This window comes from Amycolatopsis mongoliensis (assembly GCF_030285665.1).
In the GTDB taxonomy this organism is placed as follows: domain Bacteria; phylum Actinomycetota; class Actinomycetes; order Mycobacteriales; family Pseudonocardiaceae; genus Amycolatopsis; species Amycolatopsis mongoliensis.
Genome location: NZ_CP127295.1, coordinates 9,359,039 through 9,373,949 on the forward strand (window position 1 = coordinate 9,359,039; position 14,911 = coordinate 9,373,949).

Sequence of the window (14,911 nt, forward strand, 5' to 3'; positions counted from 1 at the left end):
ATCACGCGCAACAACGCCACCGGCCAGAGGGTGGGCGCCCACCGGCCGGATCTTCGACGACTGGTACATCGCGCGGAACAGCTCGTTGCGCAGGTCGTATCCGGAGATCGCCTGGCCGGCAAGGGGTCGGCGGGCACTCCGCCTGCGGCTCGCAGCGGCCGCCTGGCGAGGTGAACGAGTGGTCGCCGTGGCACGTTTCAGGGCACCGTGTCACGAACGTCGGCATGTCGGCGCTCGCGCTGCGCCTTTCGAAGACGACCGCGGAGTGTCGGCGCCCGTGTGGCCTCTGAGCGTCTCGGTAGTCGAACCAAGAGTGCGGCTCAGATGAACCAGTCGCCGGTCTGTTGCAGCTGCAGCAGCGGAACCGCGGGAGGAAGGGGACTGGCCCCAGCCGGAGAAAGGGCGTCCAGGACAAGCGTTGCGTAGCGCCGCCAGCCGTCGCTGTGCGGGGGCATGGTCCACAGCACGCCGATGAGCATCACGACGACCCTGGGCATGTCTTCGGGAGCGAGATCGGCGCGGATGAGGCCGGCCTTCTGCGCCCGGCGGGTGAGCAGGTCCAGTGACTCGCGGAACGGGGCGGTGAGCTCCGCGGTGATGGCGCCTGCGTTCTTCGCGGCGGCCAGGGTGTTGTGCTGGCGGGCCACCTGGGACATCGTGGCCTCGATCAGCGTGATCAGGCCCCGCTTCGGGTCGTCATCGGCCAGCGCCCGCTCGATGGCGGGATTGAGGTGCTCGGCGCTGCTCTGTTCGAGGGCCGCGCGGACGAGTGCGCTCTTGTTGGGGAAATGACGGTAGAGGGTGGAAACGCCCACGCCGGCGTGGCGGGCGATGTCGTCGAGCTGGGCGTCCGGGCCGTGTTCGGCGTAGATCTCCCGGGCGGCTCGCAGGATCCGCTCGACGTTGCGCGCCGCGTCGGCGCGCAACCCTCGCGGCGCATCGGTGGTCATGGACCCACAGTAGCAGCAAGTGGAAGTTGACTCCCGGTTAGGTGTACGGTTCTCGGTGACACATAAGTGGGAGTTGGATCCCGGTTTTAGGAGAGTCCGATGAAGGTGGAAGTCGACGTCGCCAAGTGCGTTGCCTCCGGGCAGTGCGTGCTGGTCGCGCCCGATGTCTTCGATCAGCGCGACGAGGACGGCATGGTGGTCCTGCTGGACGAGACGCCCGCACCAGGCCTGCACGACGCCGTCCGGGAATCGGCCATGGTCTGCCCGGCCACCGCCATCCGCACGGTGGGGCCCTCAACGGCCGTCTGATCCCTGCACGCCACCCCAACTCGAGGAGTAGCCCATGAGCACGACCACCACCACGACGACCCAGGCCGCGGACAACGCCGATCTTCCCGGTTTCCCCGGCACGCGATCCGCGCGTTGTCCCTTCGATCCGCCAGCCGAATACGCGGACTGGCGCGATGCGGAAGGTCTGCAGCGGGTGCTGTGGCACGGTAATCCGGTGTGGCTGGTGAGCCGGTTCGCCGACATCCGGGCCGCGCTGAGCGATCCGCGGATCAGCGCGGACCCCCGGAGCCCCGGATTTCCGGTTTCCCCGATGAACGCCGCGGGCGAGAACACGTCCTCGGCCTTCCCGCGGATGGACGACCCCGAGCACGCCCGGCTCCGCCGCATGCTCACCGGCGACTTCACGGTCAGGCGGGTGAACCAGCTGCGCCCGCACATCCAGGAACTGGTGAACGGCTTCCTCGATGAGATGATCAGCAAGGGACAGCCGGCGGACCTGGTTACCGAGTACGCGCTGCCCATCCCGTCCATGGTGATCTCACTGCTGCTCGGCGTGCCCTACGCCGATCACGAATTCTTCCAGCAGCACAGCGCGGTCCTGATCGGCCGGAACTCCACGGCCGAGGAGAAGTCGGCGGCCTCCATGGCGCTGTCCCGCTACCTGTTCGACCTGGTGGCGAGCAAGGAGCGCGAGCCGGCGGACGACATCATCAGCCGGCAGGTCCACGAGCGGGTCCTCACCGGCGAGATCAGCCGCCAGACCGCCGTGGTGAACGCCATGGGGCTGCTGATCGCCGGACACGAGACCACCGCCAACATGATCGCCTTGGGCACGCTGACCCTGCTGGAGAACCCCGGCCAGCTCGGCCGCATCCGCGACACCGACAACCCCGCGCTGGTCGCCAACGCCGTCGAGGAACTGCTGCGCTACCTGACGATCCCCCAGGACGTGGTCGCGCGCGTCGCCACCGAGGACATCACCATCGGCGGACAACTCATCCGCGCCGGCGAAGGCCTGATGATGAACCTGACCGCCGGCAACCGGGACGAGCGCTTCTTCGACCAGCCCGGCACCTTCGACATCGACGCCAGCACACGCGGACACCTGGCCTTCGGCTACGGCACCCACCAATGCCTCGGACAGTCACTCGCACGCGCGGAACTGCAGATCGCTCTCCCCGCACTGCTGCGCAGGCTGCCAGGGCTCCGGCTGGCGATCCCGATGGAACAGGTCAACTTCCGGCACGACATGACCGTCTACGGCGTCCACGAACTCCCGGTCGCCTGGTGACACCACGACCACAACCGGAGCGGAACGCGCCGCGAATGAATCGTCTCCAGTCAAATTTCGTGTAGGGCAACCCGCTCATATCAAGGGATACATTCATGTTGGACTGGTTGCACTCATTGCCGGAACTCGCCACCATGGCGGTAGCGGGACTGTACGTTTTCGCTGAAGGAATCATCGGAGTCGGGACCTTCCTCCCGGCGAACACGCCGATTCTGCTCGTGGGCGCCACCATCGGCTCCGTATCGGAGTTCCTGCTCATGTGGACGGTCATGTCGGCGTTCACGCTCGCCGGCAGCATGGTCGGATTCGTGCTCGGCCGCCGCCTGGGACCGGCGCTACGCGAGAGCAAGCTCATCAAGAAACGCGGAGCGAAAAGCTGGGACAGGGCCACGGACCTGCTACTGCAACAGGGTTCCTGGGCGTTGTTCATCGGAGCGGCGGTCCCGCTCGTCCGCAGCTTCGTGCCCGCGGCGGCCGGTGCCGCACGTATTCCCGTCCGCGCGTTCCTGCTCCCGGTCGCCGCCGGGGGGATGGTCATCAACGCGGCCACCCTCCTGATCGGCGCCGGTGTCGTCGCGGGCCTGCAGAACGGCAGCGGTATCGTGCTCATCATCGGACTGTTGCTGGCCAACGTCGTCGCCGTCGTGATCATCAAGCGCCGCAAGAAAGCCGCAGCGACCAGGACAAAAGCGGACACGGTCTCCAGTGAAACAGGCCCGGACCCGGAGCTCGAGTCCGCCGGCTGACCTCCTGGCGACGCAAATCGGATCAGAAGAAGCCCCTTGCGGTGATCCCGCGCGGGCACTCGACCGCCCACTTCCTCGACGGTTTCGCGCACGAAAACGACCGGGAACCGGTCGAGGAGTGCGGTGTTGCATTGATTTCGCTGCTGCGGCCGGCGCGCGCTGGTCCCGGGTGACTATGTCGAACCGTTTGCGCAGCTCGCCGGCGTGGCAGGCCTCATGGACCGTCGCCAACGGAGTCGACCTCCATGCGTTTCAGAGTGCACGTGCCCAGCAACCACGGTTGGGGCCACGTCGAGGACATCCTCGACGCAACCCGGCTGAGCGAGCGGCTCGGACGTCCGGCACAGCGGTGTGCGCTCACCCAGCCACCGCAGTTCGAAACGGATGCCGGTCGACAGCCCTACCGGGATTGATCCGGGGCAGGCGCCGGATGACCGTTCCGGGTCGCCCGGTCACGCAGGAGTGCGGCGGCCCGCACAGACCAGTCGTGGTGTTCCTGCTCGAACCGCCGGCCGCGCAAGCACGTCAGGTAGGGCCCGATCGGAGATCCGTGGCTCAGGTAGGTCTCCTCGTCGAGATCCCCGCGCAAACGCCGCAGGATCTTGTCGAGGATCTCCACCTTGGCTGCGGCTGCCGCGGCTCGTTGCTCCAGTTGCGCGATCACCGGTGCCGCGTCGACGTGGTCGACGGCTTGGACCTTGACCAGCAGGTCGTCGCGGATGAACGACGGCTTGCTCACGGCGGCGGCGAAGTGCGCCAGTTCGGCGAGGCCGGCCTCGGTGACTATGAACAGCCGCTTGTTGGGACGGGTTCGCTGGACCACCTCTCGGCCGCTGATCAACCCGTCGTTCTCGAGCTTGGACAGCTCCAGGTAGAGCTGTTGCGGCCGGGCGGACCAGAAGTTGGCGACGCCCACGTCGAACGCCTTGGCCAACTGGTAGCCGCTGTACTCGCCGGACAGCAACGCCGCGAGCACAGCATGCCGCAGACTCACCGGCGCATCTCCTCGTCATCAGGCATGGGGCCAGCCCATCATAGACATGGTTATGATTAATCACGGTTATGACCAGGAGGATGGCGTGACCAACCGATGAGGCCCCAGGAGAACGGCACTCAGGAACCCGTTCGGAGCGGCAGGTACCTGCGCTACGTCGCCTTGGGTGACAGCCAGACGGAAGGCGTCGGTGATGGTGACGACATCGTGGGCCTTCGGGGATGGGCTGACCGGCTCGCCGAACACCTCACCATCGACAACCCCGATCTCCAGTACGCCAACCTCGCCGTCCGTGGCCGCCGCGCGAGCGAAGTCCGGTCAGAGCAACTGGAGCCGGCTCTTGCCCTTCGTCCCGACCTGGCCACCGTGGTCGCCGGAGTGAACGACCTGCTCCGGCTCCGAGTCGAAACCTCGACGGTGGCCGGTCACCTGGAAGCGATGTTCGCCGCGCTCACCGGCTCCGGAGCCCGCGTGGCGACTCTGACCTTTCCCGACCTCACCAGGATCATCCCCCTAGCCCGACCGGTTCGCTCCCGCATCCTCGACATCAACGACCGGATCCGCGCCGCAGCCGCCCGGCACGGCGTCGCCGTCGCGGAGATCGCTCGACACCCCTCAGTCGCCGACCGCCGGTTCTGGAGCGAGGACCGGTTGCACTGCAGCCCCCTGGGGCATCAACTGATCGCCGACGCGGTCGCGCACGCCCTGCAACTGCCGGGCAGCGCCGATTCCTGGAACGAACCTGCACCACCGTTGCCCATCCCACCGTCAACGCAATGGCGCGCCACCGCTGAACTGCGTTGGGCAGCCACCTTTCTCCGCCCCTGGCTCGACAGGCGCCTGCGCGGCCGGTCTTCCGGGGACCAGCGCACGGCCAAACACCCTCAACTCCACCGCATCGAGGGACCGCGGAGTTGAGTTTTGTCGACAGCTCGACACACCTTGCCCGTGTGATCGAGATCGGTTCGCGTGCGCTGCCGGCCCGTCCCTCCACCACCCGGGACTCACCGTGGAGCCTCGCGATGCGATAGGCCGGCACTCCGCCATCCCGGCGGAATCGTCGACCTTGTCGTCGATGCGCGGGGTGTGCACGGGTCCACCTCAAGTCGGAAGAGGGAGTGGCGGACCGCCGCGCACGTGAGCGCGACCGAATTCGCCGCAGCGTGGACCCGAGTCGCACATCGTCGAAAGAATCGAAGTACGGCTCGCTCTTCTCACCGGGTTCGCCGGCCGCAACGAACCGGTACCGGCACCCGACGAACCGCCGGTCGCGTGCGGTACGTGGAACTGGGTATGACCGGATTCCCTCTCTCGCCCGGTGCACTCCGGCTCACCTCACGAGCCGCAGCTTGCGGCCCGGAACTGACCTCGCTGGTCTTCGTCGGCGGGGGTGAGAACCCGATCACCAAGCACGGAGGTCTGCGAAATACCTTCCTGGCACCGAAAGCCGAGCAGAGTCAAGCTCTTGGTGGCGGCCGCCGCCATCGTGGCAGCCGCCACCGCCGCCATCGCCATCCCCCATGCGGACGCAGCCATCACCAAGCCCGCAGACAGCGGCGCCGCGGCGCGCGCCATGACCCGCACCGCCTGGGCGATCGACGCGGACACCGGGCAAACGGTCGTCACGGCCGACAGCACCGTTCAGGGCGAGAAGTGGGACCGCCTGATGGCAGCCACCCGCGGGCAGCAATTCCGAGTCGAGCGAACCCCCGGAGTCCTCCAGCTATTCGCGAGCGGCGGCGACGCCATCTTCACCGGCCGAGCTCGGTGCTCCCTCGGGTTCAACGTGACCACGAGCGACGGCAACCTCGGCATCCTCACCGCAGGCCACTGCGCCACTTCCGGACGGCAATGGTCCCTGACACCGGGCGGTCGATCGGTCGCCACCGTCCAGCAGGCAAGTTCCCCGGCACCGGCGACTTCTCCCTGCTCACCTACAACAACACCGCGACCAAAGCACCCAGCGTCGTCGACGTCGGCGGCGGCCGGACGGTCGCCATCACCAAGGCCGCCGCGGCGAAGGCCAACCAGCAGGTGCTCCGGATGGGCAGCACCACCGGCCTGCACCAAGGCCGCGTCACCTCGCTGAACGCCACGGTCAACTGCCCCGAAGGCCGGGTCACCGGGCTCATCCGGACCACGGTGTGCGCTGAGAGCGGCGACAGCGGCGGACCGCTGTTCACCCGCGACGGCTCCGCCATCGGCATCACCTCCGGCGGCTCCGGCAACTGCCGAACGGGCGGCGTGACGTTCTTCCAGCCGGTGGCCGCTGCCCCTCCTCGCCGTCGGAGCCAGCATCGGCGGATGACTCCGCCACCAACCTGCGCACGGGGGTGGGCGGCCCGACCCGTGCGGTGCGCAGGGGATGTCCAGCACCGCACGGGTCTTCCGCAATCCGATCTCACCACGAGGCGCCGTACCGGAAACCGCGCTCAGCACGTCGATCGGGCCGCGACAAGGTCGTCGACACTGGGTGATCCTTCAGCGGTGTGCGGGACCAGCGAACTCTCCAGACCTTGCACGGCCGGGACCTGGCGACCGAGCCGGTGGCGACCGCTGCCGCCGTTGGAGAACAGCAAGGGTTCCGAGCCAGTGCTCGGGGTCCGGTCGAGGTCGTCGGCGCCGGGGTCGAGAACGCCAGCGGGACCATGTACAGGAGGATCTCACCCCAGCCTGCAGCGACACGCGTCATCTCGCGGCGGCGGGTGGCCACGGCGCCGCCTCGGGTTGGAGGCTTGCCTTGCTACGCCCAGGTTCAACCGAATTCGGGGGCGATCTCAGCGGCGAAGGTACCGATGAAATCGTTTACCACGCCCGGGTCGTCGGTGTTGACCGCGAGGACGAGGTGCTCGACGCCGGAATCTCGCCACTCTCCGACCGTCTCGATGATCTGTTCCGGTGTCCCCCGCAGCCGGAACCGGCTGCCCAGGGACGTGTTGTAGTCGCGATTGCCGCCCGGACTCGCTGCGGTGCCCGGTATCTCCAGGTCGCACCGAACCGACATCACGAGCGCCCGGCCGTCGCGACCGGCCGCTTCCGCGAGGTCCCGCACGCGGCGGATCGCCTCACGGATCCCCTGGGTGGGACGGCGGAACAGGTGCCAGCCGTCCCCGAGTGTCGCGGCTCGCCTCATCGCGGCACGGCCGGAGCCGCCGATCCAGATCGGTGGGTGCGGGCGCTGGACTGGTGCCGGGCTGAAATCCAGGCCGGCGAATCGGTGGAAGCGGCCTGAGAAAGCAGGTCGCGGCGTCGTCCACAGCGCTTTGAGCACTCGAAGAGCTTCGTCCGTCCGCGCGCCGCGAGTGTCGTATTCGGCACCCAGCGCGTCGAACTCCTCGCGGATGACTCCCACCCCGACGCCGGCCGTGAGCCGTCCGCTGGAGAGCACGTCGAGGGTGGCGAGCTCCTTGGCAAGCAGGACCGGGTGGTGGTACGGCAGCACGAGCACCGAGGTCCCGAGCCGCACCCTCGTGGTGACCGCGGCGACCGCGGACAGGATGGGCAACGGCGCATAGTACGGGCGCCCGCCGAGCCGGTCGGCGAGGTACCCCGCGTGGAAGACGTGCTGACTCGCCCACACCGACTCGTACCCGAGCCGCTCGCTCAGCCGCGCCACGTCGAGGAGATCCTCGACGTGGCGCCACCCGTGGTTGCTGGGCAGGTGCACTCCGAAGCGCATCGGCGCCGACTCCGTTGCTACGCCGGTTTCCCGGCAGTGTCCGCTTCCGGCTGTTCCGATTCGCCTGAGGATGCCGCCTGCTCCTCATCGGACGGAAGCGCCGGCGTGTCTTCTCTCCACACGAACTCAAGGTCGCGGTCCTGCCACAGCCGGCGCAGCAGAAAGAGCGGGATGCAGACGAACAGCAGCACCAGCGAGATGAGGGTCTCCTTGAGCCCGCCGCGGCCGGCCAGGTCGGGATTGGTGATCCCGACCGCGGCGACGACGAGGTCGAAGACACCCAGCGCGATCGCGACCACGCCCCACTTCCGGGACAGGCGGTACGGCCGCGGCCACTCCGGCCGGTCGCGGCGCAGCAGCACGTACGCCCAGCACGCGAGGCCGCAGCAGATGAAGTACCCGAGGTTGCTCGCCGCGACGATCGCGACCGTGTTCCCGACCAGGAAAAGAATGAGCAGGTTGACGACGAGATCGACGCCCAGCGCACGGCCCGGCATGCCAAAGCTGTTCAAAGTGGACAGTTGCTTCACGGTCAGGTCGCTGCGCGAAATCCCGAGCAGCGCCCGCCCGGCCTGGGCGCTCGTGCCGACCAGGGTGACCCACAGCCCGATCGCGACGACCGCGACCACCAGGGAAGAACTGCCCGGCCACAGCAGGTTCATGACGTCGACGGCGTAGCCGTTCGGGTTGTCGCCGATGGCCTTCTCCCCCAGCGTGCCGGAGACGACGAACGGGACGATGGTGAACACGCCGATCATCAGCATCGCGCACATCCGGATCGCCTTGGGGCAGTCCGTACCCGGGCTGCGGTACTCGGGTGCGAACAGCGACGGTCCCTCCACGGCGTAGGTCGTCCAGCCCGCGAGATACAGCAGCACCAGCGCGAGCTTCGGGTCGTCGAGCCGCCAGGTCAGGCCGGACACCGACCACTTGCCCTCGATGAACGGCAGCAGCACCATGATCGCGACGAAGACCGTGAAGATGATCACGCCCAGTGAGGTGACCCGTGCGGCTGGCCGGATGCCGTAGATGTTGAGCAGGAAAACGCTCACCAGCGCCGCCGCACCCAGCAGGTGCGGGAGCCCCACGTGGACCCCGAGGACGTCGACGCCCCACGTCTGCGTCGGGAACCACTGCGCCTGCACCACCTGGCCGAAGATCAGCGCGATGGCCGCCTGCACCAGGGAGTAGCCCAGCCAGTATCCCCATGACACGATCGGCCCGACGAACACCGTGTACCGGCGGAGTCCTTCGTTGGCGTAGGCGGCGACCCCGCCGGCCATGTTCGGGAACATCGTCGCCATCTCGGCGTAGAGAAACGCCTGAGCGGTCGCGACCACCATCGAAACGGCCCAGATCGCGATCACGGCCCAGGCGCCGACCAGTCCGATCATGTAACCGACCGTGGTGAAGACGCCCAGAATTGTCGTCAAACCCAGAAAGGCGCCGGACTTCCAGGTCAGAACTCGGGGAAGACGATTAGTAGGGACGGTCATGCGACAACTCCCTGGGTACTGGCGAATTGCTGAAGAACGATAATCGAACACTTGGTGCGCGTTGCGTACACAGCATGCGGCGGGTATCAGACCATGTCAAGACCGGTCGACGCACGATTCGAAGGCTTCGTTAAGCGCAGGAAAACAGAAAGCCGGTTGGTGTGTCGTACGCACGACACACCAACCGGCGTTCAGCCGAATATTTTCCGTTCAGGCCGCGGTGAGACGAATTCCTGACGACCGCAGGCCGTTACAGGACGCGTTCACGCAGTGTCCTCGCTGCGCGCATCGCGCTTTCGATCGCCCCGTCGATGAAACTGCACCAGCCGCGGGCGTAGTCGGCGCCCGCGAAGGTGACGCGGCCGGGCATCGTGGCGAGCGCCTGGACCCCTTCGAGCTGGTTCGGCCGCAGCATCGCCCAGGTCTGCCGGGCGTAGGGGTCCCCGACCCAGTCGTGGCTGGCGAAGTCGGTGACCTCGATCCCGGGCACCAGCCGGCCCACGTACTGGTTGACCGTTTCGAGGTCGGTGACCGGAAACTTCCGGGCGTCGGTGCCGAAGGAGAACGCGGTGAACTCGCCGCCGTCGCCGAACGCGTGCTCCCACTGGATGAGCGCGAGGGGCTCGTCGCTCGGGGCCATCGCGATGAACGGCTGGTCGGCTCCCCGAGCACGCACCCACAGCTTGAACCCTTGCGAACTCTGCCCGTCGGCCGCCACCTGCCGGGCCGGCTGTGGCAGGCCGCTGGTGAACTCGATGCTGCCGAGCACGCCGATGGGGACGGTCACCACGCACGCACGGGCCGCGATCTCGCGCCCGTCGGCGGTCGTCACCACGACGCCGTCGGGCCTCTCGTCGATGCGTGCCACGTGGACTCCGAGCTCGACGTCGCCGGAGACGTCCGCCCTGATCGCGTTCGCCAGGGACACCGTGCCGTCGCGGAACCGCCAGTGGGAGCAGATGTCGAGCAGCAGCTGCCAGTCGCCGTTGCTCACCGCGCCCCACCGCAACGCCTGCGTGAGCGCGCCGGTGGCGGCCGGCGCGTTGAAGTTCTGGCTCCACATCGCGTCGCAGAGGGCGTAGGCCTCGTCATCGAGGTCCAGCTCGGCGAGTCGGTCGGTGACCGACAGCCGGTCGAGGTCTCGCCAGCCGTTGCCGGCGGTCGGTTCGTACGGGCGTTTGAACACCTCCATGCAGTCCTCGATGGACCGGCGCATGCCGTCGTTCATTCGCTCCAGCAGTTCGGCCGCGCTGCCGCTGCGCCGGGTGCCGCCGACCAGCCAGTGCGCGGTGTCCGGCCACGGTGTTTCGGCGACCGGCAGCTTGTAGCGGGTCACCTCCGACCACACGTGCCCCTGCATCCAGTGGATCCACCCGCCGCCCATCTCGAGCGGCTCGCCCATCCGCGTGTCGGTCCACGTGCGACCGCCGATCCGGTCGCGGCCCTCGAGCACGACCACCTGCGCGCCCATCCACCCGAGTTCCCGGGCGACGGTCAGCCCGGCGAACCCGGCCCCGACGACTACGACGTCGACATCGTGGTTCACGGTCCGCTCACCTCGTCCGGCATGCTCGAAGCCTCGACCCGCACGTCCTCCAGCAGTTCCGCCATCGCGAGGAACTCCGGAATCTCGCCGGCGCCCGCGTTGGCGCGCTCGGCGGCCGCGGCGCTGCGGTAGATCCAGACATCGGTCCACGTGCCGTCGGCGTGCTCGGCCAGCACCGGCGCGCCGATGAGGTCCGGATGGGCTCTGCGGACCGCGGCGATGGCTTCGGGCCGGCGCGCGAGGAAGGCCGGTTGCTGTCCTTCCTTGACTCGGAACTTGACGAACTCGACACAATTCGGCATCCGGGACTCCTTCGGGTTCGGTGGATTGTGGACGGTCGCCCTCAGGGCTGCACCGGTGCGGACGGTTCGAGCGCTTCGGCGTTCACCACTTCGCGCCACGCGTCGAAGCCGTGCTGGAAGGCGACGACACCCGCCTCCGGGAGGGCGATCTCGATCGCTTCGAGGATCTCCTGCGGCTCGACACCCAGCCCGAGGGCGACCCTGATGTGGCTCTGGATGTGCGCCTTGTCGGCGCGCAGGACCGTCAGGCTCAGGACGAACAGGAGCTCCTTGGTCCGGCGGTCCAGCCGGCGCTGCGCGAGGTACGCCGCGTCGACGAGGTTGTCGGCGGCCTGCAGCACCGGGAAGTCGTTGGCCGCCATGACCTTGTGGTACTCGAGCACGTACCCGCGCTTCGCGACCATTTCGTCGAGGTAGCGCTGGGCCGGGGCACTGGTCATGGGCGGCCTTCCGGGGGTGTGGCGGGGACGAGGATGCGGTTGCTCTGGGCGACGAGGAGGGAACGGACCTCGCCGCGGAAGGCTGCGAACGCGGGATCGCCGGCGAGCCGGGCCCGCCGGGCTGCCCGGTCGGCCTGGTCGGGGAAACCCCAGAGGTAGACCAGGGTGTTCAGGGCGCCGACCTCGACGGTGTACACCCCGAGCGGTTCACCGAGGTGCGCGACCTGCGGGCCGCGGCCCTGCCGGTGCCACGCGTCGAGGTACCGGCGGGCTCCGCCCGGCACGAGCTGGTAGTTGCGCTCTTCGACGATCAATCCCTGCTCCCGGTGGTCCGCGCCAGCAGCAGCCGCTCGGCCGCGCCCGGCTCGGTGTGTCCGATGTGGACCAGCCCGCCGCGCCACCGGTGGTCGGTCATCCCCGGATTGTGCGTCGTCGAGCCATCCGGCCAGAAGATCTGCGGGCTCCCCTGGATGGGGAGACCGCCGCTCGCCCGGAAGTCCTCGTCGACGTCCGCGCGCGGATTCGTGCGCAGCCAGGCGTCCTCGACCTCCGCCGGGACCACGCCGGCGTTCAGCCCGTTCGCGATCACCAGTGCCTCGGCCAGGCCGGCCCGGATGCTGACGTCGACGCCGTCGCGGAAGAACGCCAGCCGCAGCGCGAAGTCGATGTCTTCGGCAGCGCGGAGACCGTACAGCCGCCGGGCGGCGGCGACGAGCTCGAACGCGGGGAGGAAGGTGGAGGGCCAGGACTCGCCGGTGTAGGCGGCGAACAGTTCCGGTTCATGGCTCGCCAGCGCCGCGGTCTCCGTGGTGACGATGTCGCGCGGCGTTCCCCGGCGGTTGACCCATTCCAGTGGCCACGCCCGGGGCGCGAACACCACGTCGAGCCCGTGGGCGTCCCGGGCCCGGCGCAGGCGGTGGACGGCGACGTACGCCCACGGGCAGTGGATGTCCGACCAGACGTCGACTTCGATGGTCATGGCACCGGCGTCACGCCGGTGCGCCCGACCGCACGGCGGTCAGGACCTCGGCGAAGCGGGCGAGCCGACCGCCCTGGTAACGAGCACATTCCAGGGTGTCGTCATCGGGCATGGCGGAGGGGAACCCGGCCGGCCAGGACGTGCCGTAGGGGTTTCCGCCCGCCGCGTAGACGATGTCGTCGGTGTAACCGAGCGGGAGGATGACGCAGCCCCAGTGGTAGAAGACGTTGTGGAGGGACAGGATCGTGGCTTCCTGGCCGCCATGCCGCTCCGCCGAGGAGACGAACGTGGTGACCGGCTTGTCGGCGAGCTTTCCCTCCTGCCACAGGCTGCTCGCGGTGTCGATGAACTGCTTCAGCTGCGCGGCCGGGGCGCCGTACCGGGTGGGCGTGCCGAACGCGTAACCGTCGGCCCACTCCAGGTCGTCGAGGCCGGCGACGGCGACCTCGTCGTCGGTGTCCGCCTTGTGCTGCGCCCACGCGGGGTTCGACGCGATCGCCTCGGGCGGGGCGAGTTCGGCGACCCGGCGCAGCCGGACCTCGGCTCCGGCCGCCTCTGCCCCGTCCTGGACGGCCTTGGCGAGGCGGTGCACGGAGCCGGTGGCGCTGTAGTAGGTGACGAGAATACGGGTGCCCATGCGGCACTCCTTTCCTTGTATAGCAAGAAGTCAGAGGACGACGGTGATCGTCTTCAGTTCGGTGTTCGCCTCGATCCCCGCCCAGCCCAGCTCACGGCCCAATCCGCTGAGCTTCGAGCCGCCCCACGGCAGCCGGGCGTCGAGCGGCGACCACCCGTTGACCGCGACGGCCCCGGCCCGGACCCGCTCGGCCACAGTGTGGGCCCGGCTCAGGTCGGTGGTCCACAAGGTCGCGGCAAGCGCGTAACTGCTGTTGTTGGCGATGGACACGGCCTGTTCGTCGCCGTCGAACGCGATGATCGTGCCCACGGGCCCGAAGATCTCCTCCCGGGCGATGGTCATCCCGGGGGACGCGTCGGCGAACAGGGTCGGCTCCACGAAGTAGCCGCTACGCTCCGGCCGTCCGCCGCCGGTCACCAGCGTCGCCCCTTCAGCCCGGCCGATGCCGATGTACCGCAGGACGCGCTCGCGCTGCTTGGCGTTGATCAGCGCGCCCATGGTGGTGCCCTCGTCGAACGGGTCGCCGAGCACCAGCTTGCCTGCGTGGGCGGCGAGACGGTCCACGAACTCGTCGTGGACGGACCGGGCGACCAGGATCCGGCTGCCGGCGGCGCAGACCTCGCCCTGATTGGCGAAGATCCCGAGGGCGACCCCGGCCGCGGCCGTCTCCAGGTCGGCGTCGGCGAAGACGATCTGCGGGCTCTTGCCGCCCAGTTCCAGCGTCGTGGGCCGGAAGGTCCTCGCGGCGGCAGCTGCGACGATCCGGCCGGTTTCGGGGCTCCCGGTGAAGGAGATCTTGTCGACCCCGGGGTGGTCGACGAGCGCCTGGCCGGTGGTGGCGCCACGGCCGGGGACGACGTTGAACACACCGGGCGGGAAGCCGGCCTCCTCGGCCAGCCGGGCCAGCAGCAGGGACGTCAGCGGCGCGTCTTCCGGCGGCTTCAGGACCACGGCGCAGCCGGCCGCCAGCGCCGGCGCGACCTTCCACGAAGCGATCATCGTCGGCGAGTTCCACGGCGTGATCGCCGCGACGACGCCGATCGGCTGCCGGACGGTGTAGCTGAGCGTGCGCCGTCCCTGGTAGCCCGGCGTGGGGATCGACTGGCCGGTCAGCTTGTCCGCCCAGCCGGCGTAGTACCGGAAGGTGGCCACCGCCTGGGGGAGGTCGATCACGCGGCCTTCGATGCCCGGTTTGCCCACGTCGAGGGATTCGAGATCGGCGAAGTCTTCGGCGCGGTCCTCAATCAGCTGCGCGAAGGCGAGCAGCAGCCGGCCACGCGTGGCACCGTCCAGCCGGGCCCAGTCACCGTCGTCGAGCGCGACGCGCGCGGAGGTGACGGCCTTGTCCACGGTCGCGGCGTCCGCCTCGGCCACCGTGACCAGCCGCCGCTCGGTCACCGGGTCGACGACGTCGAAAGCGTGCTGAGTGGACTCCGGCTGCCAGTGGCCGGCCACGAAGGGCGTGACGGGGAGGCTGTGGGCGAGGTCTTCGACAGCGGAACGTCGGGACATGTTCGATTACCGTCCTAAGTGCTCGATAGTCGTACTATACGAACCAGG

At 68.8% G+C, this 14,911-nt stretch carries 17 protein-coding genes; 5 read left to right on the forward strand and 12 right to left on the reverse strand.

Translation table 11 applies throughout. From position 1 onward, the window contains the following. Positions 1-320 precede the first annotated feature (320 nt). Positions 321-950, reverse strand: coding sequence for a TetR/AcrR family transcriptional regulator (locus QRX60_RS44865; RefSeq protein WP_285997554.1), 630 nt, complete (start codon positions 948-950; stop codon positions 321-323). Positions 951-1,049: 99 nt separating this feature from the next. Here QRX60_RS44865 and QRX60_RS44870 point away from each other — a divergent pair, with 99 nt between their 5' ends. The 3 genes from QRX60_RS44870 (at position 1,050) to QRX60_RS44880 (ending at position 3,278) form a co-directional block, all read left to right on the forward strand. Next, complete coding sequence (locus QRX60_RS44870; protein WP_285997555.1) at positions 1,050-1,259, forward strand: ferredoxin; 210 nt, start codon at positions 1,050-1,052, stop codon at positions 1,257-1,259. Between the two features lie 34 nt (positions 1,260-1,293). Beyond that, positions 1,294-2,532 carry a cytochrome P450 gene (locus QRX60_RS44875; protein WP_285997556.1) on the forward strand — a complete coding sequence of 413 codons (1,239 nt, stop codon included), beginning with the start codon at positions 1,294-1,296 and terminating at the stop codon, positions 2,530-2,532. 95 nt (positions 2,533-2,627) lie between these two features. Beyond that, a complete protein-coding gene (locus tag QRX60_RS44880; RefSeq protein WP_285997557.1) occupies positions 2,628-3,278 on the forward strand; it encodes a DedA family protein in 651 nt (216 codons plus the stop codon). A gap of 400 nt (positions 3,279-3,678) precedes the next feature. Here the strand turns inward: QRX60_RS44880 and QRX60_RS44885 are convergent, their stop codons facing one another. Continuing rightward, positions 3,679-4,272, reverse strand: coding sequence for a PadR family transcriptional regulator (locus QRX60_RS44885; protein ID WP_285997558.1), 594 nt, complete (start codon positions 4,270-4,272; stop codon positions 3,679-3,681). 96 nt (positions 4,273-4,368) lie between these two features. Here QRX60_RS44885 and QRX60_RS44890 point away from each other — a divergent pair, with 96 nt between their 5' ends. Then, entirely contained in the window at positions 4,369-5,190 is an 822-nt protein-coding gene (locus QRX60_RS44890; protein WP_285997559.1) for an SGNH/GDSL hydrolase family protein, read from the forward strand. A gap of 417 nt (positions 5,191-5,607) precedes the next feature. On the opposite strand, the gene QRX60_RS44895 is transcribed toward QRX60_RS44890, so the two are convergent. Next, positions 5,608-5,880 (reverse strand): hypothetical protein, encoded by a 273-nt coding sequence (locus tag QRX60_RS44895; protein WP_285997560.1) that lies wholly within the window; start codon positions 5,878-5,880, stop codon positions 5,608-5,610. Positions 5,881-6,123: 243 nt separating this feature from the next. On the opposite strand from QRX60_RS44895, the gene QRX60_RS51735 reads away from it, so the two are divergent. Then, on the forward strand, positions 6,124-7,071 hold the full coding sequence (locus QRX60_RS51735; protein WP_408630182.1) for a S1 family peptidase: 948 nt from the start codon (positions 6,124-6,126) through the stop codon (positions 7,069-7,071). Here the strand turns inward: QRX60_RS51735 and QRX60_RS44905 are convergent. The 9 genes from QRX60_RS44905 to QRX60_RS44945 form a co-directional block, all read right to left on the reverse strand. Then, positions 7,028-7,951 carry an LLM class F420-dependent oxidoreductase gene (locus QRX60_RS44905; RefSeq protein ID WP_285997562.1) on the reverse strand — a complete coding sequence of 308 codons (924 nt, stop codon included), beginning with the start codon at positions 7,949-7,951 and terminating at the stop codon, positions 7,028-7,030. The genes QRX60_RS51735 and QRX60_RS44905 overlap by 44 nt on opposite strands. 17 nt (positions 7,952-7,968) lie before the next feature. Beyond that, positions 7,969-9,447 carry an APC family permease gene (locus QRX60_RS44910; RefSeq protein ID WP_285997563.1) on the reverse strand — a complete coding sequence of 493 codons (1,479 nt, stop codon included), beginning with the start codon at positions 9,445-9,447 and terminating at the stop codon, positions 7,969-7,971. Between the two features lie 250 nt (positions 9,448-9,697). Continuing rightward, the gene (locus tag QRX60_RS44915) at positions 9,698-10,993 is read right to left on the reverse strand and encodes a flavin monoamine oxidase family protein (RefSeq protein ID WP_285997564.1); all 1,296 of its coding nucleotides are present in this window, start codon (positions 10,991-10,993) and stop codon (positions 9,698-9,700) included. Further along, positions 10,990-11,295: an antibiotic biosynthesis monooxygenase gene (locus QRX60_RS44920; RefSeq protein ID WP_285997565.1), complete on the reverse strand. Its 306-nt coding sequence runs from the start codon at positions 11,293-11,295 to the stop codon at positions 10,990-10,992. The genes QRX60_RS44915 and QRX60_RS44920 overlap by 4 nt, the downstream gene beginning before the upstream one ends. 41 nt (positions 11,296-11,336) lie before the next feature. Continuing rightward, on the reverse strand, positions 11,337-11,735 hold the full coding sequence (locus QRX60_RS44925; protein WP_285997566.1) for a carboxymuconolactone decarboxylase family protein: 399 nt from the start codon (positions 11,733-11,735) through the stop codon (positions 11,337-11,339). Further along, positions 11,732-12,049 carry an NIPSNAP family protein gene (locus QRX60_RS44930; protein ID WP_285997567.1) on the reverse strand — a complete coding sequence of 106 codons (318 nt, stop codon included), beginning with the start codon at positions 12,047-12,049 and terminating at the stop codon, positions 11,732-11,734. The genes QRX60_RS44925 and QRX60_RS44930 overlap by 4 nt, the downstream gene beginning before the upstream one ends. Then, positions 12,046-12,714, reverse strand: coding sequence for a DsbA family oxidoreductase (locus QRX60_RS44935; protein ID WP_285997568.1), 669 nt, complete (start codon positions 12,712-12,714; stop codon positions 12,046-12,048). The genes QRX60_RS44930 and QRX60_RS44935 overlap by 4 nt, the downstream gene beginning before the upstream one ends. A gap of 10 nt (positions 12,715-12,724) precedes the next feature. After that, complete coding sequence (gene wrbA / locus QRX60_RS44940) at positions 12,725-13,351, reverse strand: NAD(P)H:quinone oxidoreductase (protein WP_285997569.1); 627 nt, start codon at positions 13,349-13,351, stop codon at positions 12,725-12,727. Positions 13,352-13,381: 30 nt separating this feature from the next. Next, on the reverse strand, positions 13,382-14,863 hold the full coding sequence (locus QRX60_RS44945) for an aldehyde dehydrogenase family protein (protein WP_285997570.1): 1,482 nt from the start codon (positions 14,861-14,863) through the stop codon (positions 13,382-13,384). Positions 14,864-14,911 lie beyond the last annotated feature (48 nt).